Below are 24,537 nucleotides of genomic sequence, written 5' to 3'. Positions count from 1 at the left end.
CTCAGCCCCGCGGCGGGGACGGCACCGCGACCCGCGCGACGGCGGCCCGCACCAGGTCCGCCGGCGTGCGGCGGGCCGCGACCCCCTCGGGCCCCAGCATCAGCCGGTGCGCGAGGACGGGTACGGCGACGGCCTGGACGTCGTCGGGCACGACGTACCCGCGCCCGGCCGTCGCCGCCCAGGCCCGGGCGGCGCGCAGCAGGTGCAGGGTCGCGCGCGGCGACGCCCCGAGGCGGACCTCGGGCAGCCGCCGCGTCGCACCGACGACCTCGACGCAGTAGCGGCGCACCTCCGCCGCGGTGTGCAGACCACGGACCCCGGCGATCATCGACCGCAGCGTGCGCAGGTCGGTCACCGGCCGCAGCCGCTCCAGCGGGTCGGTCGAGCCGTGCTCCTCGAGCATCGCCAGCTCGGCCGCCGGGTCCGGGTAGCCGACCGAGACGCGGATCGTGAACCGGTCCTGCTGGGCCTCGGGCAGCGGGTAGGTGCCGTCCATCTCCACCGGGTTCTGGGTGGCGACGACCATGAACGGGTCACCCAGCGGGTAGGTGCCGCCGTCCACGGTGACCTGGTGCTCGGCCATGCACTCCAGCAGCGCCGACTGGGTCTTGGGCGACGCGCGGTTGATCTCGTCGGCGATCACGACGTTCGCGAACACCGGGCCGGGCCGGAACTCGAACTCCGCGGTCTGGCGGTTGTAGACCGACGAGCCGGTGATGTCGCCGGGCAGCAGGTCCGGGGTGAACTGCACCCGGCTCACCGCCCCGTCGACGGCGCGGGCGAGCGCCTTGGCCAGCGTGGTCTTGCCGACGCCCGGCACGTCCTCGACGAGCAGGTGCCCCTCGGCGAGCATCGCGACCAGGGCGAGCCGGATGGTGTCGGGCTTGCCGACGATGATCCGGGCCATCGCGGCGGCGATCCGGCCCGCCGCGTCGGCGACGGCGACGGCGTCCATCGGCTCGGGCGCGTAACCGGGGTGCGCACCGCTGGCCTCGGCCCGGCGGACGGGACCACCGGACGGCGACGGGACGGGCGGTACGGAGGGCGCGGACGGCGCGCTCGACGACAACGGGCCTCCTCAGGAGACGGCTCGGATGACCCCAGTCTGTCAAACGTCCCCCGATCGGGACCGGGCGCCGCCACCCGCCCCGCAACGCTGCTCCGTACGGCCGAACGCGGCGGGCCCCGCAGCGCCCCCGCCGGCGCCGTCGGGCACCTCCGCCGCGGCGCCCCACGGCACTCCACGGTGGTTCCCCCACCCCGCCCCACCGTGGTTCCCCACACCGCCCCACCACGCGTCCGTCGGGCTCCCCACCGCCCCCACCCGGCCTCCCCACGGTCGCCCCACCATCTCCCCACCCGTCCCCACCCCGGACGGCCCGATCGGCCCTCGAACCGCCTCCGACCAGCCACGACGTCGGTGGGGGAGCGATGGCGCCCCGGACGGGCGCGACGGGTCCGACACGGCCTCCGGACGTCGCGCGACCGGGTGGCGCGGCGCGCGCCCCCACCGTCCCCCACCGCTTCTGACCTGCGGAAACATTCGATGAACGGCGGAAGATCCCTCCGTCTCGGGTTGACGGTGGGTGAGTGTGGGGTAGTGTGGTGATCGCTGGGGCGAACAGGGGTCCCAGGTGGAGGTGGGTCGGTGTTCCTCGGCACCTACACCCCGAAGTTGGACGACAAAGGGCGGCTCACGCTGCCCGCAAAGTTCCGCGACGAGTTGCGAGGCGGCTGCATGATCACGAAAGGGCAGGACCACTGCCTCTACGTGTTCACCCGTGACGCCTTCACCGAGATGGCGCGCAAGATCGCCGCGGGCCCGCTGACGAACGAGTCGGCGCGGGTGTTCCAGCGGAACCTCTTCTCGGGCACCGACGAGCAGAACCCCGACGGCCAGGGCCGGATCGCGATCCAGTCCGAGCTGCGCCGGTACGCCGGACTGTCCAAGGACTGCGTGGTGATCGGCGCGTTCACGCGTGCCGAGATCTGGGACGCGCAGGCCTGGCAGGAGTACCAGGAGCGGCACGAGGACGAGTTCGCCAAGGCCCAGGAGGAGGTTCTGCCCGGGCTGTTCTGAGTCCCGCTGGCGGGCGGGACGACGGACGGCGGCAGTACCGAGCAGGACAGCACGACCGACAGCGGACGACACCACCGTCGCCGCCCCGACCCGGGCGCCGTGATCGAGATGGCCCTGGCACACCTTCCCCGGTGCCAGGTCCGTCTCGGCACGGCCCCCGGGTGGGGACGGCGCCGGCGCCCACCCCGACTGGGGAGTTCGGGTGGCACGGTGGAGCCCGCGCGTCTTCGGGCGTGGAGCGGACCGGTTGTGGGAGCCGGCACGCCACACCCACGGACATCGACCGTCCCCGGTCCCGGCCCCGTGGCCGGGACCGGGGACGGACGCCGGCCGGCACGACACACACGCACACACCACGGGGACGGACGGCGCACCGGGGGGTGGCACGTGGACGGAACTTCCGGCGACGGCGCCACCCCGCGCGACGAGCGCGCGCCCGGTGACCGGCACACCCCGGTCCTGCTGGAGCGGGTGACCGAGCTGCTCGACCCCGCCCTGCGCGACCGGCACGCGGTCTACGTGGACGCCACCCTCGGCATGGGCGGCCACGCGGCCGCGCTGCTGGCCGCGCACCCCGGGCTGACCGTCGTCGGCATGGACCGGGACCCGCAGGCCCTGGAGCTCGCCGGCCGCAGGCTCACCGCCTACGCCGACCGGCTGCACCGGGTGCACACCGTCTACGACGACGTCGCCGGCGCACTGGAGCAGGCGGGGGTACCCGCCGCCGACGGCATCCTGTTCGACCTGGGCGTGTCCTCGCTCCAGCTCGACGAGGACGCCCGTGGCTTCTCCTACTCCCGCGACGCCGACCTCGACATGCGGATGGACCCGACCACCGGGCCGACCGCCGCCGACGTCCTGAACTCCTACACCGCCGGTGAGCTGCGCCGGATCCTGCGGGAGTACGGCGAGGAGCGGTTCGCGGGCCCGATCGCGAACGCGATCGTCCGGACCCGGGAGAAGCGCCCCTTCACCCGCAGCACCGAGCTCGTCGAGCTGCTCTACGGCGTGGTCCCGGCCGCGTCCCGGCGCACCGGCGGGCACCCGGCGAAGCGGACCTTCCAGGCCCTGCGCATCGAGGTGAACCGCGAGCTCGAGGTCCTGCGCGACGCGCTGCCCTCGGCGCTGGACGCGCTCGCCCCGGGCGGGCGGATCGTCGTCCTGTCCTACCACTCGCTGGAGGACCGGATCACCAAACGCGTGTTCGCCGAGCGCGTCCGCTCGCGTACCCCGGTGGACCTGCCGGTGGAGCTCCCCGGACACGGACCGGAGTTCCGGCTGCTGACCCGGGGCTCCGAACAGGCGTCCGACTCCGAGGTCGCCCGCAACCCGCGGGCCGCCCCGGTACGGCTGCGCGCGGCCCAGCGCGTGGAGGACGGGCCGTGAGCACCCGTGGCACGGCCCCGAGCACGCAGGCAGTACCGGCACGGCGGAGAGGCAGGAACCCCCGATGAGCACACCCGTCATCGAGCGCCCGGGCACCCCGGGCGGTGGCCGGGCACGGCCCGACACCCGCCAGAGCCGTCGCACCGCGGCGCCCCCGCGGATCCCGGCCCAGCGCGGCCCCGGCGACGCCCGCCGGGTGGCCGACCAGCGCCGCCGCACCGCGGCCAGGGAGAACACCGGCCGCGCGAAGTTCGTGCTGGTCGTGATGGTGCTGCTGGTCTCGGGTCTGATCGCGACGCTGTGGCTGTCGACCGCCGCGGCGGCCGACTCCTACTCGCTGCAGGCGGCCCGGGAGCGGACCGCGGCGCTCACCGAGCAGTCCGAGGCGCTCCGCAAGGAGGTCACGGTGCTGCAGAGCCCCGGCTCGCTCGCCGACCGCGCCGCGGCCCAGGGCATGGTCCGGGTGACCGACCCGGCGCGCCTGGTCGTCGCCCCGGACGGACGAGTGGACGTCGTCGGGGAGCCGATGGCCGCCGTCGCCGCGGCGCCGCCCGCCGCCGACGCACCGGCACCGCAGACCCCGCACGCGCCGACGGCGGGCCAGCCGGGCGCCGCCACCTCCGACCCGGCCGCCGAGGGCGGCGACGCCGCCCCGGGCGGGGCCGCGGGCGCCGGTCAGGGCGCCGGTGAGGGCACCGAGCGCGAGGTCCCGGCCGACACCCGGGCGGCGGGCGGGAACTGATGGTCTACGCGCCGCCGCGCCCCCGGCCGCGGGGGCAGGGTCCACGGGGCGGACGGCGCCGGTCCCCGGCCGACGACCCGCGGTTCCGGCTGCGCCTGGCCTGGGTGGCGCTGGCCGCTCTGCTGCTGGTGTCCGGGGCGAAGCTCGTCGTCGTCCAGACGGTGCAGGCGGGCACGTTGACCGCGGACGCGGAGAAGCAGCGCGCCAGCCGGATCGTCGTTCCGGCCGAGCGCGGATCCATCACCGACCGCAACGGCGCCGTCCTGGCCTTCTCCACCGAGTCCAAGGCGCTCGTCACCAACCCGCGTCTGATCAACTCGACCAAGGGCGCGGACGCGGTCGCCTACAAGAACCGGATGGCCGAGGCCGTCGCCGCGGTGACCCACGGCGACCCCGAGGAGCTGAAGCGGGCGCTGAACAGCGACCGCGGCTACGTCGTGATGGCCACCGCGGTCGACCCCGGGCCCGCCCGTGACCTGCGCAGGCAGTTCCCGGAGATCGCCGAGGAGAGCCGCGAGGCGCGCCAGTACCCGAACGGGACGCTCGCCTCGAACATCATCGGCGCCGCGACGTGGGGCGCCGACGCGCAGAAGCTCATCGGCCGGATCGGCCTGGAGTCCTCCGACGACGCCCTGCTCGCCGGGCGCGACGGCTTCCAGATCGCCGACACCGCCGAGGGCAGCGGCACCGTCATCCCCGGCAGCGTGCGCTCCGAACAGGCCGCGGTGTCCGGCTCCGACGTGCAGCTCACCATCGACTCCGACCTGCAGTTCCAGGTGCAGCGGATGCTGGCCGACTACGCGGGCCGCGCCGAGGCGCGCAGCGGGTCGGCCGTCGTCCTCGACCGGGCGACCGGGCAGGTGCTCGCGCTCGCCGACAACACCTCGTTCGACCCGGCGCAGCTGCTGTCCGCGGACCCGAACACGCTGGGCAACAAGGGCGTCACCACGCCGTTCGAGCCCGGCTCGGTCAACAAGGTGGTCACCATGGCCGCCGCGCTGGAGGCCGGCGTCGCCAAGCCCGACGACGTGCTGGCCGTGCCCGGCAGCATCGAGGTCGCCGACCGGACGATCAAGGACGCCTGGGAGCACGGCCTCGACCACTACACGATGACCGGTGTGCTGGCGAAGTCCTCCAACGTCGGCACGCTGATGACCGCGCAGAAGGTCGGCGAGGACCGCTTCTCGGACATGCTCGCGAAGATGGGCATCGGGCAGAAGACCGGTGTCGGGCTGCCCGGCGAGAGCGGTGGGCGCGTCCCGGCCCGCGCGACCTGGTCCGGCTCCACCTTCGGCAACCTGCCGATCGGGCAGGGGCTGTCGATGACCGTGCTGCAGATGGCCGGGATGTACCAGGCCATCGCCAACGACGGCGTCCGGATCCCGCCGCGGATCGTCGCCGCGACGACGGGCCCGGACGGCGTCCGGGTGCCGACCGAGGCACCCGAGCCGGTGCAGGTGATGTCGCCACAGACCGCGCAGACGCTGCGGACGATGCTCACCGCCGTCACCCAGAAGGCGCACGGCCAGTCCGGCACCGGGCCCGCCGCCGCGGTGCCCGGCTACGAGGTGGCGGGCAAGACCGGCACCGCCCAGCAGGTGGACCCGGCGACCGGGGCGTACTCGCGCTCCCAGTACTGGATCACCTTCGCCGGGATGCTCCCGGCCCAGGATCCGCGGTTCGTGATCGGGATCATGCTCGACGCCCCGAAGGGCGGGACGAGCGCGGCCCCGCTGTTCCACGACATCGCCTCCTACCTGGCCCAGCGCAACGCGGTGCCGGTGCAGACGACGCCCGCCCCGGTGCAGACCCTGCAGATCAGGTGACGGCGCGGCCGGGTGCGGTCCGGCTGCGTCGGGCGGTCCCGGCCGCTGCCCACCCCTACGGGTGCCGGCCGGGCCGCCGTGCGCCCTGCCCGGCGGCCCGCCCACCGGACCGGAACCTGCGCCGGATGGCCGTATCCGGCTGGTCGGACGGCCGGGTGCCGGTCGTCTGTCCGCCGCCCGCCGTGACCGCCTCCGCGAGCGGTCGGGGGCGTCCGACCGGGGGGAGGGGCGGCCCGTGCCGGTCGGTAACCTCCGGCCCTGTGCCCGACCTCCACACCGCAGCCACCGCCCGCTCACGGAGCACCGGCGGAACCGCGCACGACGGCGGGCCGGATGGCGTGGTCGGCGACCGGACGGGGACGGGTGACGTGGCGGGACCGCTCGAGTCGCTGCCGGAGCGCCCCTCGCAGGTGCGCCCGGTCGACGTCGCGCTGCTCGGGCGGCTCGCCGGTGCCGAGCTGAACCCGCGCACCGCGGGCAGCGGGCCCGGCCCCCTGCTCGACCCCGCGGCCGGGCCGCACACCGTCACCGGCGCGACCCTGCGGGCGGGCTCGGTGCGCCCCGGCGACCTGTTCGCGGCGCTGCCCGGTGCTCGGGCGCACGGCGCCGACTTCGCCGCGCAGGCCATTGCCGCCGGCGCCGGCGCGATCCTCACCGACGCCGCCGGCGCGGACCGCGCCGAGATCCGGCACTCCCGGCTCCCGGTGCTGGTGCACCCGAACCCGCGCGAGGTCCTCGGGCCGGTATCGGCCGCCGTCTACGGCGAGCCCACCGCCCGGCTTCGGGTGCTCGGGGTGACCGGCACCTCGGGCAAGACGACCGTCGCGCACCTGCTGGAGACGGGCCTGACCGCCGCCGGGCGGGCCACCGGCCTGCTCGGCACCGTGCGGACCCGGGTGCAGGTGCCCGGCAGCCCGGCCAGGGCGCTCCCCAGCGCGTTCACCACCCCCGAGGCGCCGGACCTGCAGGCACTGTTCGCGGTCATGGTCGAGGCCGGTGTGACCGACGTGGCCATGGAGGTCTCCAGCCACGCGCTCGAGCTCGGCCGGGTCGGCGGCTCCCGGTTCACCGCAGGGGCCTTCACCAACCTGTCGCAGGACCACCTGGACTTCCACCCCACGATGACCGACTACTTCGAGGCCAAGGCCCGGCTGTTCGGCGGTGGCGGGGCGGGTGTGGAGGCCGCGCGGCACGCGGTCGTCTGCGTCGACGACGAGTGGGGCCGTCGGCTGGCGGCCCGCCACCGGGACGCGGTCACCGTCTCCTCCGAACCGCGCGGCCCGCACGCCACCTGGACGGTCCGCGACCTCACCGCCCACCCCGACGGCACCCAGACCTTCACCGCGGTCGGCCCCGGCGGGCTCGCCGTGCCGGTCACCCTGAGCCTGCCCGGCCGCTACAACGTCGCGAACGCGCTCGTCGCGCTGGCCGTGCTCGACGCCGACGGGATCGCCCCGGAGACGGCCGCGGCCGGGTTCGCCCGGGCGTCGGTGCCGGGTCGGATGCAGCGCGTCGACGCCGGTCAGCCCTGGCTGGGCGTGGTCGACTACGCGCACAAGCCCGCCGCCGTCGCCGCCCTGCTCGACGCGCTGCGCCGCCAGGTCCGCCCGCACGCGCGGGTGATCACCGTGCTCGGCTGCGGCGGGGACCGCGACACCGGCAAGCGCCCGCTGATGGGCGCCGCCGCCGCGATCCGGTCCGACGTGCTCGTCGTGACCGACGACAACCCCCGCAGCGAGGACCCCGGCGCGATCCGCCGCGCGATGCTCGACGGCGCGTTCGCCGAGCCCGCCCGCGGCGACGTCATCGAGATCGGCGACCGGCGCAGCGCGATCGTCTACGCGGTCCGCTCCGCCCGCCCCGGCGACGCCGTGGTGGTCGCCGGGAAGGGCCACGAGGCGGGCCAGGAGATCAACGGCGTCAAGTACCCGTTCGACGACACCGACGAGCTGGTGGCGGCGATCCGGGCGGCGACGTGACGCGCCGCGGGGCATCACGGCAGGCCGTGCCGGCACCCGGCACGGCCCGCGCACGGGCAGGAGGGCGGATCGGACCGGTGGAGGCGAGCGGGCGATGATCGAGATGACGCCGGCGGAGATCGCGGCCGTGACCGGCGGGCGCTTGCACCGCATCGACGACGAGGCTGCCGCCGCACCGGTCACCGCCGTCGAGTTCGACTCCCGGAGGATCGGGCCGGGCGGGCTGTTCCTGGCGCTGCCGGGGGAGCGGGCCGACGGCCACGACTTCGCCGCGCAGGCCGTCACCCGCGGGGCGACCGCGGTGCTGGCGGGCCGCGAGGTCGACGCCCCGGCGATCGTCGTGCCGCCGGTCGAGGGGCGCGACAGCCAGACCTACCTCGGTGAGATCGACCCCGACGGGACCGGCGCCGCCGTCCTGGCCGGGCTCGGCCGCCTCTCCCGGCACGTGCTGGGCGCCCTGCCGGGGCTCGCCGTCGTCGGCGTGACCGGATCGGCGGGCAAGACCTCCACCAAGGACCTGCTGGCCGCGGTGCTGTCCCCGCTGGGGCCGACGGTCGCGCCGCCGGAGTCGTTCAACAACGAGCTCGGCACGCCCTACACCGCGCTGCGCGCCGACGCGGGCACCCGCAACCTCGTGCTGGAGTTCTCCGCCCGCGGGATCGGCCACATCGCCGCGCTGTGCGCGATCGCGCCACCGCGGATCGGGGTCGTGCTCAACGTCGGCTCCGCCCACCTCGGCGAGTTCGGGTCCCGCGCCGCGATCGCCACGGCCAAGGGCGAGCTCGTCGAGGCGCTGCCCCCGGGTGACCTGCCCGGCGGCCGGGGCGGCGTCGCCGTCCTCAACGCCGACGACGAGCTGGTCTCCGCCATGGCGTCCCGCACCTCCGCCCGGGTCGTCACCTTCGGACGCGCCGCGGACGCGCACGTGCGGGCCACCGACATCGCCCTGACCTCGGGTCGGGCGTCGTTCCGGCTGGTCACCCCGGCCGGGTCGGCCGACGTCGCGCTGCGGCTGGTGGGGGAGCACCAGGTCTCCAACGCCCTCGCCGCCGCCGCGGTCGCCCTGGAGCTGGGCGGCACCCCGGACGGGATCGCGGCGGCGCTGTCCGCGGCGTCGCCGGCGTCGCGCTGGCGGATGGAGGTCACCGACCGCGCCGACGGGGTGACCGTCGTCAACGACGCCTACAACGCCAACCCCGAGTCCGTCCGCGCCGCGATCGACGCGCTCGGGCAGATCGCCGGTCCGGACCGCCGGTCCTGGGCGGCGCTCGGCCCGATGGCCGAGATCGGGGACGACGCGGCCGCCGAGCACGCCGGGGTCGCGGAGTACGCACGCGCCGCCGGGGCCATGGTGGTCGCCGTCGGGGCGCCCGACTACGGGCCCGGCGCCGAGCATGTCGCCGACCTGCCCGCCGCCCTGACCCTGCTGCGGGAGCGGACCCGGCCCGGCGACGTCGTGCTGGTCAAGGCCTCCCGCAGCGCCGGGCTGGAGCGGCTCGCCGCCGGCCTGCTGACGACCGAAGGACCGGTGTACCGGTGAGAGGCCTGTTCCTGGCCGCGGGTCTCGCGCTCGCGGTGTCGATCCTGCTCACCCCGTACCTGATCCGCTTCTTCGCGCGACAGGGCTTCGGGCAGGAGATCCGCGAGGAGGGCCCGCAGAGCCACCAGTCCAAGCGCGGTACGCCGACGATGGGCGGCGTGGCGATCCTGCTCGCCATCTGGGTCGGCTACCTGGGCTCGCACGCGTTCACCCGGGAGCCGATCACCGCCTCGGCGCTGCTGGTGCTGTTCCTGACCACCGCGCTGGGCGTCGTCGGGTTCCTCGACGACTACCTGAAGCTGCGCCGGAAGCGGAACCTCGGCCTCAACAAGACTTCGAAGATCGTCGGCCAGGTGCTGACCGCCTCGATCTTCGGCATCCTCGCCGTGCGTTTCGTCAACGAGCGCAACCTGGCCCCGGCCTCGGAGAGCCTGTCGTTCGTCCGCGACATCACGGTGCTGAGCTTCGGCGTCGTCGGGTTCGTGCTGCTGTGCAACCTGATCGTCGCCGCCTGGTCGAACGCGGTGAACCTCACCGACGGTCTCGACGGCCTCGCCGCGGGCACCGCCGCGATGGTGCTGGGCACCTACGTGATCATCGCGTTCTGGCAGTTCCGCAACAACTGCGCGGTCGCCGCGACGGCCGGCTGCTACGAGGTCCGCGACCCGCTCGACGTCGGCCTGGTCGCCGCCGCCGCGATGGGCGGCTGCATCGGGTTCCTCTGGTGGAACGCCGCGCCGGCCCGCATCTTCATGGGCGACACCGGCTCGCTGGCGCTCGGCGGCCTGCTCGCCGGCCTGTCCATGGTGACCCGCACCGAGCTGCTGCTCGTCGTCATCGGCGGTGTGTTCGTCGTCGAGGCGCTGTCGGTGTCGCTGCAGATCATCGTGTTCCGCACCTCGCGGCGGCGACTGTTCCGGATGGCGCCCTTCCACCACCACTTCGAGCTGGCCGGATGGGCCGAGACGACGGTCATCATCCGGTTCTGGCTGCTCGCCGCGATCTGCGCGGCGATGGGGCTGGGCATCTTCTACTCCGAGTGGCTGTCCATGTCGGGTTCCGGATGAGCGGCCCGTTCGGCGGGGGACCCGTCCTGGTCGCGGGGGCCGGTGTCTCCGGTCTCGCGGCCGCGTCGGCCCTGGTGGAGGCGGGCACCCGGGTGCTGCTGTCCGACGACCGGGAGGAGGCGCTGGCCTCGTTGCCCGACGGCATCGAGCCGTGGCGCGGCGGCGGGATCCCCGAGGGGGTCCGTACGGTCGTCACCTCGCCGGGGAGACGCCCCGACCACCCGCTGGTCGCCGAGGCCGCCGGGCTCGGTGTCGAGGTGATCGGGGAGCCGGAGCTGGCCTGGCGGCTCGGCGCGCTGCGCGACACGCCGCCGTCCTGGCTGGTGGTGACCGGCACCAACGGCAAGACCACCACCACCGAGATGCTCGCGGCGATCCTCGCGCGCGCCGGGGTGGACGCCGTCGCCTGCGGCAACATCGGCCACCCGGTGGTCACCGCGGTCGCCGCGGGCCACGCGGTGCTCGCCGTCGAGCTGTCGAGCTTCCAGCTGCACTGGTCGCCGTCGGTGCGCCCGGCCGCGGGCGTGGTGCTCAACGTGGCCGAGGACCACCTGGACTGGCACGGCGGAATGGACGCCTACGCCGCGGCGAAGGCCCGCGCGCTGGTCGGGGAGGTCGCCGTCGGCGGGGTCGACGACGCCGTCGCGGCCCGGCTGCTGGCACGGGCCCCGGCTCCGTGCCGGGTCGGGGTCACGCTGTCCGCCCCCGGGCCGGACCAGCTCGGCGTCGCCGACGGGGTGCTGACCGACCGCGCGTTCGGCGGCGGGGAGCTGCTCGCGGCCGACGCCGTCGTCCCTCCGGGGCCGCCCGGGATCACCGACGCGCTCGCCGCGGCCGCGCTGGCCCGCGCGCACGGCGTCGACCCGACCCACATCGGCGCGGCCCTGGCGGCGTTCACCCCCGGCCCGCACCGCAGCGCCCCGGTGGGCGAGCACGCCGGTGTCACCTACCTCGACGACTCGAAGGCGACCAACCCGCACGCCGCCGGGGCCGCGCTGGCCGCCGTCGCCGCCCGCCGGCCCGGCGCCCGCGCGGTCTGGGTGGTCGGCGGGCTGCTCAAGGGTGTGGACCAGGCCGAGCTCGGCCTGCTCGCCGCCGCGCACGCCGAGCGGCTGGCCGGGATCGTCGTGATCGGGACGGATCGGACACCGATCGTCGAGGCGCTGACGCGACACGCGCCCGGCCTCCCGGTGCACGAGGTCGCGCCGGGACACGATGGCCCGATGGCGCCCTCCGACCTGCAGGACCCGATGCCGGCCGCGGTCCGCCGCGCGTCCGGCCTGGCCCGCCCCGGCGACGTCGTGCTGCTCGCCCCGGCCGCCGCCTCGATGGACCAGTTCCGCGACTACGCCCACCGCGGCGACGCGTTCGCCGCCGCCGTCGCCGGTCTGGCCGCCGCCGGGGTGTCCCGGTGAGCCCGGCGGCGCCGGACCGCACGCTCGGCCAGGTCGCCGTCACCGGCGCCAGCGGGGCCGTGCGGCGGCTGCGGCGCTGGCTGCGCCGGCCGCTGACCTCGCTGCACCTGATCCTCGGCGTCTTCGGGCTGCTGACCCTGTTCGGGCTGGTGATGGTGCTGTCGGCGTCGTCGGTCGGCGACGGCTCGTCGTACTCGGTGTTCACCCGCCAGCTGATGTTCTGCGGGGTCGGGCTCGTGCTGTTCTACGTGGGCCTGCGTGTGCCGCCGCGACGCCTGCGGGCCGCGGCACCGGTGCTGCTGATCATTGGGCTGGTCGCGCTGGTCCTGGTGCTGATCCCGGGGATCGGCGTGCTGCGCGGCGGCGCCCGGTCGTGGTTCGCGTTCGGCCCGGTGTCGCTGCAGCCGTCGGAGGGCACGAAGATCGCGCTGACGCTGTGGGGCGCGCACGTGCTGGCCGCCCGCCGCGCGGTGATGCACCGCTGGAAGCACGCGCTGAACCCGGTCGTGCCGGTGACGCTGGTGATCTTCACGCTGCTCGTGCTGGAGCCCGACCTGGGCATGACGATCTCGGTCGGGATCATCATGCTCGCGCTGCTGTACTTCGGCGGTGCCCCGGTGAAGCTGCTCGCGCTGATCGCGGGCGGCGGCCTGGCCGGTGCGGTGATCCTCGGGCTGACCGCCGGCTACCGGGCCAGCCGGATCACGGCGTTCCTGTCGCCGTCGGCGGACCCGCTGGGTCCGGCGTACCAGGCGACGCAGGCGCTGTACGCGCTCGCCGACGGCGGCCTGTTCGGCGTCGGGCTCGGCCAGGGCCGGGCGAAGTGGGACTACCTGCCCAACGCCCACAACGACTTCATCTTCGCGATCATCGGCGAGGAGCTGGGGCTCGTCGGGGCCGGAGCGGTGCTCGCACTGTTCGCGACGCTGGCCTACACCGGCATGCGGATCGCCGCCCGCAACACCGACCCGTGGCTGCGGATCGTCGTCGCGACGTCGACGGCGGGCCTGGTTGTCCAGGCCTCGATCAACATCGGGTACGTCGTGGGACTGCTGCCGGTGACCGGGCTGCAGCTCCCGCTGATCTCCTCCGGCGGTACCTCGCTGGTGGTGACCATGTTCCTGTTCGGGCTGCTCACGAACGCGGCCCGGCACGAGCCGGAGGCGGTCGCCGCGCTCCGGAAGGACGGGCAGGGGCGGCTGGCGAAGCTGCTGCGCCTGCCGTTGCCGCAGCCCTACCGCGCACCGGTCCCGGTGTCGCGGTGGGCGGCGCGTTAGGGCGCTCCCACTCCGGGTGGAAGCGGACACGACGGACGACGCGAGGGGCACGAGAGCGTGACGGGTACGGATCAGACCGGCGGGAACGACGGCACCGGCTCGGGCCGGGAGCCCGGCCGGCGTCCGACCATGGGCGGCCGTGCTCCCGGGCCCCACGAGGTCCGGCCGGACGGCGTGGTCTTCGGCGGGCCCGACGGAGCCGGTGGCACGGGTGGGTGCACGGCCTGGCCTGCGGAGACCCCGTCGGGTTCCGACCTGTTCAGCGCCCCCGCGCAGCCCCCCTCGTCACAGTCCTCGTCGCGGCAGCCCTCGTCGCCACAGCCCCCCTCGGGACAGCCGTCCGCGGAGCCGGGGGAGCCGCAGGGCGTGCGCGGGCCGCAGCGGCTGCCCGGGACCGGGTGGGACCCGCACGCGCAGTCCCGGCGCCCGGGTGCCCGCCCGCTCAACGGGAGTGGGTCGCAGGGCACGAACGGCGTCGCGCACGGCGACCGCGGGGCGGCACGGCCGGTGGGCGACGCCGCACACGAGGAGCCCCGGCCGGACGGCACCGACCGCCACGAGGCCCCGCTCAACGGTGCTCCGCGCAACGACGGCCCCTCCAACGGCGTTCCGCGCAACGGCGCCCCGGGCAGCGGCGCTCCGCAGAACGGGGCCCCGCTGAACGGGGCCCCGCGCAACGGGTTTCCGCGCGGTGCTGCCGGGGGCGGGGACCAGGGCGCCCCGCAGGGCCCGAACGCCGTGACCGGCGGCCAGGACGGCGCCCCGGACGGTGGGCCGCGCGGCCGCAACGGCGCCCCGCGTTCCGACGACGCCGGAGGGCAGCCGGGTGGCCTGCCGCGTCGCCGGCCCGGGCGACCGGTGCCCCCCGCGGCGATGCCGGCGCGACCCGGTGCGGCCGACGACCTGTTCACCCCACGCGCGAGCACCGGACGCGGTGGATCGGCGCCGGCGGACCGCGGCCCGGCGGACGGCGCGGACCCGACCCGGTCCGGCGACCCGGTGAACGGCGTGCCGCGCACCGGCCCGGCGCAGGACGGCCCCGCCGCCGGTCCGGGACCCGACGTCCCCGGCGGGTCCGCGACGGACACCGGCCCCACCGTCACGCCGCACACCACGGCCCCGCAGGGCGCCGATGCGGAGGGCACCGGAACGAACGGTGCCGTCCCGAACGGGGCCGTCCCGAACGGCACCGGCCCGGATACGGCCGACGCGTCCGGACCCGACGCCGGGACCGGCCCGCAGCGGCCCGTCGCCGACGCCCGGGGCGAGCAGGCGGCCCCCGACGAACCGCCGACCGTCGCGCAGCCCGCCGGTGACACCGCAGCGCTCCCGGCCGCCGCCTCGGCGGACGGGCCGTCGGGCACCGGGCGGCAGCAGGCCCGGCCCCCGTCGGCTCCGCAGCAGCGCCCGGGCCGGCCCGACGAGCGCGAGCACGCCGGCGTCACCGCCACCGGTCCGCAGAGCGGGCCCGAGCCGGGCGCCCTGTCGGCGACCGGCCCCCGCGGTCCGGTTCCGCCGCACGGCCGGTTCGCCCCCGGCCCGTACGCGCCGGGCCGTGCCGGCGTCGGTCCGCAGGGTCCCGGCCCGGTCCCCGGCGGACCCGGCCCGCAGCAGTTCGGGCGTCCCGGCCCGACCGGGCCGAACGCCCTGACCGGCATCGGTCCGCACCACCCCCACGCCCCCGGCAGGCAGGGCCCCGGCCCGGCCGCCCCGGGACAGCAGGGCCCCGGCCGCCCGGCGCCTGGGTTCGCGGGCCCCGGACGACCGGGTCCCGCGGGGACCGGCCCGTTCCGCCCGGGCGGGTTCGGCCCGGCAGGTCCCGGCGCCCCTCGCCAGTACGGTCCCGGCGGACCCGGCGCTCCCGGTCGGCAGGGCCCCGGCGTACCCGGGCAGCAGGGCCCGGGTGCTCCGCAGGACCCCCAGGATCCCGGCGCCCCGCAGCCCCAGGGCTTCCAGGGACCCGGCCCCCAGGCACCCGGCCTGCAGCCGACCGGTCCGCAGCCGACCGGTCCGCAGCAGAGCCCGCAGGGCGAGGGTGTGCAGGGACCCGGCGTGCCCGGACCCACGACCCCCGACGCGACCCGCACCGGCGGCCCCGCCACCACGCGTCCCGCGGGGGAACAGGCACCGGGCCCGGTGTCGGGCGGCCTGTCGGTCGTCGTCGCCGGGGGTGGCTCGGCCGGGCACATCGAGCCCGCGCTGGCCGTCGCCGACGCGATCCGCCGGCTCGTCCCGGGGGTCCGGATCACCGCGCTCGGCACCGAGAAGGGCCTCGACACCCAGCTGATCCCGGCCCGCGGCTACCCGCTCGAGCTGATCCCGCCGGTGCCGCTGCCCCGCAAGCCCACCGCCGACCTGCTCAAGCTCCCCGGCAACGTCCGCGGCGCGGTGAAGCGGGTCAGGGAGGTGCTGGAGGCGGCCGAGGCCGACGTCGTCGTTGGGTTCGGCGGGTTCGTCTCGCTGCCCGCCTACCTGGGCGCCCGCGGCCGGGTGCCGATCGTCGTGCACGAGGCCAACGCCCGCGCCGGGCTCGCGAACAAGGTCGGTGCGCGGTTCGCCTCCGCCGTCTGCGTCGCGGTGCCCGGCACCGGCCTCGCGAACGAGGAGGTGGTCGGGATGCCGCTGCGCCGCTCGATCACCTCCCTGGACCGGGCGTCGCTGAGGCCGGAGGCCCGGACGTACTTCAACCTGCCGCCGCACGGCCCGGTGCTGCTGGTCTTCGGCGGCTCCCAGGGCTCCCGGACGCTCAACGAGGCGGTCGCCGCCTCGCTGCCGGCGTTCACCGAGCGCGGCATCTCGGTGCTGCACGCGTACGGGAAGGGCGGCACCCCCGCCGACCCGCGGCCCGGCTACGTGCCGGTGCCCTACATCGAGCGGATGGACCTCGCCTACGCCGCCGCGGACGTCGTCCTCGGCCGCTCGGGCATGACCACCGTCGCCGAGCTGACCGCCGTCGGGCTGCCCGCGGTGTACGTACCGCTGCCGCACGGCAACGGCGAGCAGGCGCTCAACGCCCGTCCGGTCGTCGAGGCCGGGGGCGGCAAGCTCGTGCAGGACGAGGACATGAACGGCGACCGCGCGATCGACGAACTGATGCCGATGCTCACCGACCCCGACCTGGCCCTGGCCATGGGCCGACGCGCCCGCGCCGCCGGGCACGGCGAGGCCGACGAGAAGATCGCCCGCATCGTCCTCGAGGTGGCGGGCCGGTGAGCGTGCTCTCCGACCACGTCCACCTCATCGGGATCGGCGGCGCCGGGATGAGCGGGATCGCACGGATCCTGCTCGCCCGCGGGGCCACGGTCTCCGGGTCCGACGCGCGGGACTCGCGCACGGTCACCGCGCTGCGTGCGCTCGGTGCCCGCGTCGAGACCGGGCACGACGCCGGCCACCTGCGGCACGACGGCGAGTCCCCGCCGACCGTGGTCGTCTCCACCGCCATCCGGGAGACCAACCCGGAGCTGGCCGCCGCCCGCGAGCGCGGCTACGACGTGGTCCACCGGGCGGTCGCACTGGCCGCGCTCACCGAGGGACGACGGCTGGTCGCCGTCGCCGGGACGCACGGCAAGACCTCGACGACGTCGATGGTCACCGTCGCCCTGCAGCACGCCGGGGCCGACCCTTCGTTCGCGATCGGCGGCGACCTGTCGGTGTCCGGGTCGGGCGCGCACCACGGCAGCGGCGACGTGTTCGTCGTCGAGGCCGACGAGAGCGACGGCTCGTTCACCGCGTTCGCCCCGTCGGTCGCGATCGTCACCAACGTCGAGCCCGACCACCTCGACCACCACGGCGACGAGGCCGCCTACCGGGCCGTGTTCGAGCGGTTCCTGGAGCGGCTCGTCGCCGGCGCCACCCTGGTCGCCTGCGCCGACGACCCCGGGTCGGAGGCCGTGGCCGTGCGGGCGGAGCAGGCCGGCGTCACCGTGCTGCGCTACGGCCGCACCGCGACCGGCCGGCAGGACGCCCGGCTGCTCGAGTTCACCCCGGACGGCACCGGCTGCCGCGCCCGGTTCCGCACCGGCGACGCCGAGCACGAGCTCACCCTCGGCGTCCCGGGTGAGCACATGGTCCTCAACGCGCTCGGTGCCTTCCTCGCCGGCCGCGCCGTCGGGGCCGACCCCGCCGTGCTGCTGGAGGGGCTCGCCGGGTTCGGCGGGGTGCAGCGCCGGTTCGAGTTCAAGGGCCGCGCCCGCGGCGTGTCCGTCTACGACGACTACGCCCACCACCCCACCGAGGTCGCCGCCACCCTGCGCGCCGCCCGCGAGGCCGCACCGGTCCGGAACGGGCGGTGCGGCCGCGTCCTGGTCGTGTTCCAGCCGCACCTGTACTCCCGCACCCGGCTGTTCGCCGCGGAGTTCGGCGCGTCGCTGTCGCTGGCGGACGAGGTGATGGTGCTCGACGTCTACGGTGCCCGGGAGGATCCCGAACCCGGCGTCGGTCCGGCGCTCATCACCGACGCGGTGACGTTGCCGGCCGAGCGGGTGCACCGTGCCCCCTCGTGGGAGCGGGCACCCGCGGCGATCGCCGCGCTCGCGACCGACGGAGACGTCGTGATCACCATGGGCGCCGGTGACGTCACCGCGCTCGGGCCGGAGATCCTGCGGGAGCTCGCCGGCGAGGGGTGAGCGCGCGGGCAGCAGCGCCACACCAGCGCCACGGCAGTGGGACGGCGGCGGCAGACCGGCGGCAGACCGGCGGCAGACCGGCGGCACAGCGGGGGCACGATGAGCAGCGACGAGCAGGACACCGGCGACGACCGGGCCCGGGACGGTGCCCGCTCGTGGGGCCGCCGTGACCCGGAACGGGAACGGCGCGCCGCCGAGCGTGCCCGCCGCATCCGCGAGCGCCGTGCCGCCGAACGCCGCGCCGGACGCCGTGGCACCGCCGGGACCCCCGCCGACACCGACGATCACACTGCCGCCGCCGACCACACCGCCGCCGACACCGACGACGGGGCGACCGACGACGGGGCGACCGACGACGGGTCGACCGACGACGGGGCGGCCGGCACCGACCGGGCCGGGACGGCGGGCCGGGGGAGCGGACGCGGCGCGGCCGCCGCCGTCCGGGAGCGCACGGCGGCCCGTGCGGCCGAACGGTCGCGCAGCCGCGACCCCCGCTACCGGCGCCGCCGCCTCGTCGCCCTGCTGGCCACCGCCGCCGTCGTGCTCCTCGGGGTGTCCGCGGCCGGCTGGTGGGCGCTGGGGGAGTACGGCCCGCCGGTGGCCACCGTGCAGGTCGACGGCACCCGCCAGATCCCCGTCCGCGACGTCGAGGACGCCGCCGGCGACCAGACCGGGGTCCCGCTCGCGGCGGTGGACACCGACGGCGTCGCCGCCCGGGTGTCGGCCATCCCGGGCGTCGCCGCGGTGGAGGTCGACCGGTCCTGGCCGGACACCCTGGTCGTGGTCGTGACCGAACGCACTCCGGCCGCGGTGCTCGACACACCGGACGGACCGAAGCTCGTCGACGTCACCGGGTTCGTCTACCGCGACGCCCCGCCGGACGTGCGGCTGCCCCGGCTGCAGCTGCCGCGCATCGCCCCGGACGACCCCGCCACCCTCGCCGCGGTCGGCGTCCTGCAGGCGCTGCCGGTCCCGGTCCGGGACCAGGTGCAGACGCTGTCGCTCGGCGGGGGCGGTTCCACCTTCGAGCTGGGGTTCACCGAGGACCGGCGGGTCCTGTGGGGCCCGTGGGCGGACACCGGGCAGACCGTCGCCCGGGCCCGGGTGCTCGGGCCGGTGCTGCAGCGCCCGGGCGCCGTCTACGACGTCTCCAGCCCGTCGCTGGTCACCGTCCGGCAACGCTGAGCACCCGTCCGCTGCAGCGGGTGACCGGACGACGACCCTGCGCGTTTCCATCGGGGGAGAAGACGAACCACCCGAGCAGGGTGTTGTCGTTGCGCGGCGCGCCTGCTGGACCCGGGCACCGCACTCCACTTAGCGTGCGCGTTCGAAGGCCCGGGGCACCCGGAGCTTGACCCACCCGAACCCCGGACCCCGAGCGACTGGAAGGTGCCGCGCATGACGCCCCCGCACAACTACCTGGCAGTGATCAAGGTGGTCGGCATCGGTGGCGGCGGCGTCAACGCCGTCAACCGGATGATCGAGGTCGGCCTCAAGGGCGTCGAGTTCATCGCGGTGAACACCGACGCCCAGGCCCTCCTCATGTCCGACGCCGACGTGAAGCTCGACATCGGCCGTGAGCTGACGCGCGGCCTCGGCGCCGGCGCCAACCCCGAGGTCGGGGGCAAGGCCGCCGAGGACCACGCCGAGGAGATCGAGGAGGTCCTCAAGGGGGCCGACATGGTCTTCGTCACCGCGGGAGAAGGCGGCGGCACCGGCACCGGCGGTGCGCCCGTCGTCGCGTCGATCGCCCGCAAGCTGGGTGCTCTGACCATCGGCGTCGTCACCCGCCCGTTCACCTTCGAGGGGCGCCGTCGCGCCGGCCAGGCCGAGGAGGGCATCCAGGCGCTCCGCAACGAGTGCGACACCCTCATCGTCATCCCGAACGACCGGCTGCTGCAGCTCGGCGACGTCGGCGTCTCGCTGATGGACGCCTTCCGCTCCGCCGACGAGGTGCTCCTCTCCGGTGTGCAGGGCATCACCAACCTGATCACCACCCCCGGCCTGATCAACCTGGACTTCGCCGACGTCAAGTCGGTCATGTCCGGTGCCGGGTCGGCGCTGATGGGAATAGGGTCCGCCCGCGGCGAGGGCCGCGCGGTGCAGGCCGCCGAGAAGGCGATCAACTCGCCGCTGCTCGAGGCGTCGATGGACGGCGCCCAGGGTGTGCTGCTGTCGATCGCGGGCGGCTCGGACCTCGGCCTGTTTGAGATCCACGAGGCTGCGTCGCTGGTCCAGGAGGCCGCGCACCCCGAGGCGAACATCATCTTCGGCACCGTGATCGACGACTCGCTCGGCGACGAGGTGCGGGTCACCGTGATAGCGGCCGGCTTCGAGGGCGGCACGCCGACCCACAAGAAGCTCGAGCCCGCCGTGTTCGCTCGGGGAGGCCAGAAGCCCGCCGGGTCCGCCCAGCAGGCCGCGTCGCCCGCGACCCCGCAGCAGCCCGAGCAGACCCAGCAGCACCAGACCCAGCAGCAGGGTCAGCAGCCGCAGGGCCAGTCCCGCTGGGCCGCGACGACCGCGACCACCCCGTCGGCGCCGCACCTGCCCGCCACCACGCCGGCGCCCGAGCGCTCCGGCGTGCTGCCGCCCGAGCGGCCCACCGCCCCGGCCCCGCGCCAGGGCGACACCCAGCAGCACTGCGGCGACGGCGCGTCCGTCCCGAGCAGCCCGATGTCCGCGCCGGCCTCGTCGACGTCGTCTCCGGCCCAGCACGGTGCGGTCGGTGGGAGCTCCGCGACGCGTCCGGCCGAGCCGGTCGAGGACGAGGTGGACGTCCCGCCGTTCATGCGGCGCTGACCCGCGTGCCGGACTCAGCAGGCCCGGCCCGGACCCCGGCCACGGCGGCCCGCGCCGGCACCACCCGCCGCGCGCGGATCCGCCGGGTCACCACCACCCGCGCCGGTGGCCGGTCCGAGGGCCCGTTCACCTCGTTCAACCTGTCGGCGGGGGTCGGGGACGACCCGGCCGCGGTGGCCGGGAACCGGGCCCGGGTCGTGCGTGAGCTCGCCCTGTCCGGTCTGGTCTTCCTGAACCAGGTCCACGGCCGTGACGTCGCGGTGCTGCGCGAGCCCCCGCGGGCCCGCCCCGGCACGGGCGGCGTCGCCCCGGACATCGCCGACGTCGACGCCGTGGTCACCGACGTGCCGCTGCTCGGTGTCGCCGTGCTCGCCGCCGACTGTGTGCCGGTGCTGCTCGGCGACCCGGTCGCCGGCGTCGTCGGGGCCGCCCACGCGGGTCGCGTCGGCGCGGCCGCGGGCGTCGTCGACGCCGTCGTGACCGATATGACCGCGCTGGGCGCGGAGCCCGCACGGCTGGAGGTCCTGCTCGGGCCGTCGGTCTGCGGCCGCTGCTACGAGGTGCCCCCGGCCATGCGTGCCGAGGTCGACGCCGTGCTGCCGGGCAGCGCGTCCACCACCCGCACCGGCACGGCCGGGCTGGACCTGCGGGCCGGTCTCGTCCGCCGCCTCGCCGACCTCGGCGTCACCAAGGTCGCGACCGACCCGCGCTGCACCGTCGAGGACCCGGACCTGTTCAGCCACCGCCGCGACGGCCGCTGCGGCCGCCAGGCCGCGGTCACCTGGCTCGACCCGCGCTGACCGGCACCTCGGCCCGGCGATTCTCACCACGCGGGGCTCGCGGGCGCTCCCGCGGGCGGGAACCATGGGCGCCGTGCCCGATCCCGTGTCCGATCTTCGTACCCCCGCCGCCGACCGTGTCGGTGAACTGACCGACCGACTGGCCGCCGTCCGCGAGCGGGTGGCCGCGGCCTGCCGCGCCGCCGGCCGCGACCCCTCCGAGGTCGACCTGCTCGCCGTCACCAAGACGATCCCGGCCGTCGACGTGGCCGCGCTGCTGGACCTCGGGCTGGACGCCTTCGCCGAGAACCGCGCGCAGGAGGCCGCGTCCAAGGTGGACGAGGTCGGGGCTCTACGCCCGGCCGCCGCCCCGGACTGGTTCTTCGTCGGCGGGCTGCAGCGGAACAAGGTACGGACGGTGCTCCCGTGGGTGACACGGATCGACTCCGTCGACTCGCCCCGGCTGGCCCGCGCCATCGACAAGGAGGTCGCGAAGGCCCGTGACGCCGGGGCTCGCGGTGGCCCGCTGCCGGTGCTCGTGCAGTACAGCGTGGACGGCGACCCCGACCGCGGCGGCGTCGCCCCGGACGGGCTCGTCGAGCTGACCGACCTGGTCACGGAGCTGCCGGGGCTGGAACTGGCCGGGCTGATGGCCGTCGCGCCGCTGGGCTGGGAGCCCGACGCGGCGTTCGAGGGGATCGCGCAGGCGCACCGGGAGACCGTCGGGCGGCACCCCGGCGCCACGGTTCTGTCGGCCGGGATGAGCGGGGACCTGGAGTCGGCGATCGGTCACGGATCGACGGTGGTGCGTGTCGGTACGGCCCTTGTGGGGGATCGGCGGATAGCCTCCGAGTAATCGCTGGTGGGTGTGGGTACTGAGCACGAGGCGGACACCGCGCCGCCGGCGAGACCGTCGCCAGAACGCGGGGTGCGCGTGCGGTTGGGACGCGTACGGAGTCGAGCAGTACTGCGAGGGGACAGCGGATGAGCGCGATGTACCGGCTGAAGGCGTACTTCGGCATGGTCCCGGCCGACGAGATGGACTATGTGGACGAACCGGATCACTACCGGGGCGGCCACGAGCACCACGCCGGCCCGCGCGGTGACCGTTGGTCCGCCGGGGCCGGTCGGTTCGCCGACCAGGCGTCCTACGATGACGACCGCTACGAGCCCGCGGTGCGCTACGAGGACGGATGGGGAGCCCGCCCGGCGCGGGAGACCCTCCGCCCGGCGCGCGCCGTGCGGCAGGATCCACGCGGCGAGCGGGAGACGCTCGGGTTGGTCCCGGAGCGCGGGAGCCTTCCGACACCCCTCGGAGGGGGTGCCGGAGCGGCCGTCCGCGGGGCGCTGGCGATGGACCCGGAGAGCCTCCGGGGCCCGGCACGCGAGGAGCGGAGCGAGCCCGTCGTCGCCCCGGCGCCGGTGCCGGAGCAGCGCGACCGGGCCGCCGCGGGACCGGCGTCGATCACGACGCTGCACCCCCGCAGCTACAACGAGGCCCGCACCATCGGCGAGCGCTACCGCGACGGTGTGCCCGTCATCATGAACCTCACGGATCTGGACGGCGCGGCCGCGAAACGCCTGGTGGACTTCGCCGCGGGCCTCGCGTTCGCCCTGCGCGGGAGCATCGACAAGGTCACCGACCGGGTGTTCCTGCTCACTCCGGCCGACGTCGAAGTGTCCGCGGACGACGCGCGGAGACTCGCCGAGCGCGGAGCTTTCCGACAAGATTGAGTCGTGGCCGTCGCGATCCTGATGTTGATCTACTACATCCTGTTCTTCTTCTGGTTGCTGCTCGCGGCCCGGATCGTCGTCGAGATGGTCCGGTCGTTCGCGCGCCAGTGGCGACCCGCCGGAGCGCCCGCCGTGGCGCTCGAGGTCGTCTTCACCGTGACCGACCCTCCGGTCAAGTTGCTGCGGAGAGTGATCCCCGTGGTCCGTATCGGAGGCGTAGGACTGGACCTGTCGATTATGGTTCTGTTGCTGGTGGTGTTCATCTCGATGAGCGCCGTCAGATCACAGCTCCTGGGATGAGCCCCAGTCACCCGGGAGTGCCGCCGAGGACCGCATGAGGTGATCCGATGCCGCTGACGCCCGCCGACGTTCATAACGTCGCGTTCAGCAAACCCCCGATCGGGAAGCGGGGTTACAACGAGGACGAGGTCGACGCCTTCCTCGATCTGGTCGAGGCCGAACTGGCCCGGCTGATCGGGGAGAACGACGACCTGCGCGACCAGGTCGCGCAGCTGGAGCAGCGCCTCGGCGATGCCGAGGCCGACCTGGAGGAGGCGCGGAGCCAGCCGGCTCCGGCGCAGACCCAGGTCATGGCCGCCTCGCCGTCGCCGATGGGCCGTGGTCCGGGGGCTCCCGCTCCGCAGCTGGCCGGTGCCGGACCCGCCGATGCCGACGGCGGTGACCACCACGTGCAGGCCGCCAAGGTCCTGGGTCTCGCCCAGGAGATGGCGGACCGCCTGACCGCGGAGGCCAAGAACGAGGCCGACACGATGTTGTCGGACGCCCGGAACAAGTCCGAGCAACTCCTGTCGGACGCCCGGACGAAGGCCGACGGCCTGGTCAACGACGCGCGGTCGCGCGCCGAGACCATGCTCAACGACGCCCGCACGCGGGCCGAGACGCTCGAGCGCCAGTCGCGCGAGAAGGCGTCCGGCCTGGTCAGCGAGGCCGAGCGCAAGCAGAACGAGATCATGGGCGCCATCCAGCGCGACAAGTCCGTTCTGGAGAAGAAGATCGACGAGCTCCGGACCTTCGAGCGGGAGTACCGCACCCGCCTGAAGACCTACCTGGAGTCGCAGCTGCGTGACCTGGAGGGTCGCGGTTCCGCTGCCCCGTCGGACGGCACCGGTGCCACCAGGTCGGGCTCGAACGGCGGCTACGCCGCCTCCGGGTACGGCCAGCGGGCCGACACCGGGAGCTGACCGCCCCACGGCGCCGCCCAGGCGCCGGGGACGACCGACGACGACCGGGTAGCGGACAGGTGCCGCTGCCGACCGACGGAGTT

Annotated in this window: 19 protein-coding genes; 18 read left to right on the top strand and 1 reads right to left on the bottom strand. The window is 75.7% G+C overall.

What is annotated here, in order from left to right:
• Nucleotide 1: 1 nt before the first annotated feature.
• The gene (locus XF36_RS15805; RefSeq protein ID WP_060712583.1) at nt 2-955 is read right to left on the bottom strand and encodes an AAA family ATPase; all 954 of its coding nucleotides are present in this window, start codon (nt 953-955) and stop codon (nt 2-4) included.
• Nucleotides 956-1,648: 693 nt separating this feature from the next.
• On the opposite strand from XF36_RS15805, the gene mraZ reads away from it, so the two are divergent.
• The 18 genes from mraZ to XF36_RS15715 all read left to right on the top strand — a co-directional run bounded on the left by mraZ (nt 1,649) and on the right by XF36_RS15715 (nt 24,454).
• A complete protein-coding gene (gene mraZ, locus XF36_RS15800; RefSeq protein WP_060712582.1) occupies nt 1,649-2,080 on the top strand; it encodes a division/cell wall cluster transcriptional repressor MraZ in 432 nt (143 codons plus the stop codon).
• A 387-nt stretch (nt 2,081-2,467) separates the two neighbouring features.
• Nucleotides 2,468-3,466 (top strand): 16S rRNA (cytosine(1402)-N(4))-methyltransferase RsmH, encoded by a 999-nt coding sequence (gene rsmH, locus XF36_RS15795; RefSeq protein ID WP_060712581.1) that lies wholly within the window; start codon nt 2,468-2,470, stop codon nt 3,464-3,466.
• 64 nt (nt 3,467-3,530) lie between these two features.
• Entirely contained in the window at nt 3,531-4,208 is a 678-nt protein-coding gene (locus XF36_RS15790; protein ID WP_060712580.1) for a hypothetical protein, read from the top strand.
• Nucleotides 4,208-6,034 (top strand): peptidoglycan D,D-transpeptidase FtsI family protein, encoded by a 1,827-nt coding sequence (locus XF36_RS15785; RefSeq protein WP_082375450.1) that lies wholly within the window; start codon nt 4,208-4,210, stop codon nt 6,032-6,034. Before XF36_RS15790 ends, XF36_RS15785 begins: the two co-directional genes overlap by 1 nt.
• A gap of 368 nt (nt 6,035-6,402) precedes the next feature.
• Nucleotides 6,403-8,013, top strand: coding sequence for a UDP-N-acetylmuramoyl-L-alanyl-D-glutamate--2,6-diaminopimelate ligase (locus tag XF36_RS15780; protein WP_060714742.1), 1,611 nt, complete (start codon nt 6,403-6,405; stop codon nt 8,011-8,013).
• Nucleotides 8,014-8,107: 94 nt separating this feature from the next.
• On the top strand, nt 8,108-9,553 hold the full coding sequence (locus tag XF36_RS15775; RefSeq protein ID WP_060712579.1) for a UDP-N-acetylmuramoyl-tripeptide--D-alanyl-D-alanine ligase: 1,446 nt from the start codon (nt 8,108-8,110) through the stop codon (nt 9,551-9,553).
• Nucleotides 9,550-10,620: a phospho-N-acetylmuramoyl-pentapeptide-transferase gene (gene mraY, locus XF36_RS15770; RefSeq protein WP_060712578.1), complete on the top strand. Its 1,071-nt coding sequence runs from the start codon at nt 9,550-9,552 to the stop codon at nt 10,618-10,620. The genes XF36_RS15775 and mraY overlap by 4 nt, the downstream gene beginning before the upstream one ends.
• A complete protein-coding gene (gene murD, locus XF36_RS15765; RefSeq protein WP_060712577.1) occupies nt 10,617-12,035 on the top strand; it encodes a UDP-N-acetylmuramoyl-L-alanine--D-glutamate ligase in 1,419 nt (472 codons plus the stop codon). Before mraY ends, murD begins: the two co-directional genes overlap by 4 nt.
• Complete coding sequence (ftsW, locus tag XF36_RS15760) at nt 12,032-13,312, top strand: putative lipid II flippase FtsW (RefSeq protein ID WP_060712576.1); 1,281 nt, start codon at nt 12,032-12,034, stop codon at nt 13,310-13,312. Before murD ends, ftsW begins: the two co-directional genes overlap by 4 nt.
• Before the next feature lie 2,136 nt (nt 13,313-15,448).
• Nucleotides 15,449-16,525 carry a UDP-N-acetylglucosamine--N-acetylmuramyl-(pentapeptide) pyrophosphoryl-undecaprenol N-acetylglucosamine transferase gene (locus tag XF36_RS33335; RefSeq protein WP_060714741.1) on the top strand — a complete coding sequence of 359 codons (1,077 nt, stop codon included), beginning with the start codon at nt 15,449-15,451 and terminating at the stop codon, nt 16,523-16,525.
• A 47-nt stretch (nt 16,526-16,572) separates the two neighbouring features.
• Complete coding sequence (gene murC / locus XF36_RS15750) at nt 16,573-17,937, top strand: UDP-N-acetylmuramate--L-alanine ligase (RefSeq protein ID WP_168169598.1); 1,365 nt, start codon at nt 16,573-16,575, stop codon at nt 17,935-17,937.
• Nucleotides 17,938-18,036: 99 nt separating this feature from the next.
• Nucleotides 18,037-19,122 (top strand): cell division protein FtsQ/DivIB, encoded by a 1,086-nt coding sequence (locus tag XF36_RS15745; protein WP_060712574.1) that lies wholly within the window; start codon nt 18,037-18,039, stop codon nt 19,120-19,122.
• Between the two features lie 213 nt (nt 19,123-19,335).
• Nucleotides 19,336-20,739 (top strand): cell division protein FtsZ, encoded by a 1,404-nt coding sequence (gene ftsZ, locus XF36_RS15740; RefSeq protein ID WP_060712573.1) that lies wholly within the window; start codon nt 19,336-19,338, stop codon nt 20,737-20,739.
• A gap of 77 nt (nt 20,740-20,816) precedes the next feature.
• Nucleotides 20,817-21,539 (top strand): peptidoglycan editing factor PgeF, encoded by a 723-nt coding sequence (gene pgeF, locus XF36_RS15735; RefSeq protein WP_060714740.1) that lies wholly within the window; start codon nt 20,817-20,819, stop codon nt 21,537-21,539.
• Nucleotides 21,540-21,603: 64 nt separating this feature from the next.
• Nucleotides 21,604-22,374, top strand: a complete 771-nt coding sequence (locus XF36_RS15730) for a YggS family pyridoxal phosphate-dependent enzyme (RefSeq protein WP_060712572.1) — start codon at nt 21,604-21,606, stop codon at nt 22,372-22,374.
• A 128-nt stretch (nt 22,375-22,502) separates the two neighbouring features.
• Nucleotides 22,503-23,252, top strand: coding sequence for a cell division protein SepF (locus XF36_RS15725; protein WP_064485438.1), 750 nt, complete (start codon nt 22,503-22,505; stop codon nt 23,250-23,252).
• 21 nt (nt 23,253-23,273) lie between these two features.
• Entirely contained in the window at nt 23,274-23,552 is a 279-nt protein-coding gene (locus tag XF36_RS15720; RefSeq protein ID WP_060714739.1) for a YggT family protein, read from the top strand.
• 47 nt (nt 23,553-23,599) lie between these two features.
• Nucleotides 23,600-24,454: a DivIVA domain-containing protein gene (locus tag XF36_RS15715; protein ID WP_060712570.1), complete on the top strand. Its 855-nt coding sequence runs from the start codon at nt 23,600-23,602 to the stop codon at nt 24,452-24,454.
• The last annotated feature ends 83 nt before the right edge of the window (nt 24,455-24,537 follow it).

Source organism: Pseudonocardia sp. HH130629-09 (genome assembly GCF_001294645.1).
Lineage (GTDB): Bacteria > Actinomycetota > Actinomycetes > Mycobacteriales > Pseudonocardiaceae > Pseudonocardia.
This window is presented reverse-complemented; position numbering and strand designations above follow the sequence as displayed.

Coding starts and splice junctions, on each gene's coding strand:
- XF36_RS15805 (WP_060712583.1), bottom strand. CDS start 955: ATGGACGCCGTCGCCGTCGCCGACGCGGCGGGCCGGATCGCCGCCGCG.
- XF36_RS15790 (WP_060712580.1), top strand. CDS start 3,531: ATGAGCACACCCGTCATCGAGCGCCCGGGCACCCCGGGCGGTGGCCGG.
- XF36_RS15785 (WP_082375450.1), top strand. CDS start 4,208: ATGGTCTACGCGCCGCCGCGCCCCCGGCCGCGGGGGCAGGGTCCACGG.
- XF36_RS15775 (WP_060712579.1), top strand. CDS start 8,108: ATGATCGAGATGACGCCGGCGGAGATCGCGGCCGTGACCGGCGGGCGC.
- murD (WP_060712577.1), top strand. CDS start 10,617: ATGAGCGGCCCGTTCGGCGGGGGACCCGTCCTGGTCGCGGGGGCCGGT.
- murC (WP_168169598.1), top strand. CDS start 16,573: ATGAGCGGGATCGCACGGATCCTGCTCGCCCGCGGGGCCACGGTCTCC.
- XF36_RS15745 (WP_060712574.1), top strand. CDS start 18,037: ATGAGCAGCGACGAGCAGGACACCGGCGACGACCGGGCCCGGGACGGT.
- ftsZ (WP_060712573.1), top strand. CDS start 19,336: ATGACGCCCCCGCACAACTACCTGGCAGTGATCAAGGTGGTCGGCATC.
- XF36_RS15730 (WP_060712572.1), top strand. CDS start 21,604: ATGGGCGCCGTGCCCGATCCCGTGTCCGATCTTCGTACCCCCGCCGCC.
- XF36_RS15725 (WP_064485438.1), top strand. CDS start 22,503: ATGAGCGCGATGTACCGGCTGAAGGCGTACTTCGGCATGGTCCCGGCC.
- XF36_RS15720 (WP_060714739.1), top strand. CDS start 23,274: ATGTTGATCTACTACATCCTGTTCTTCTTCTGGTTGCTGCTCGCGGCC.
- XF36_RS15715 (WP_060712570.1), top strand. CDS start 23,600: ATGCCGCTGACGCCCGCCGACGTTCATAACGTCGCGTTCAGCAAACCC.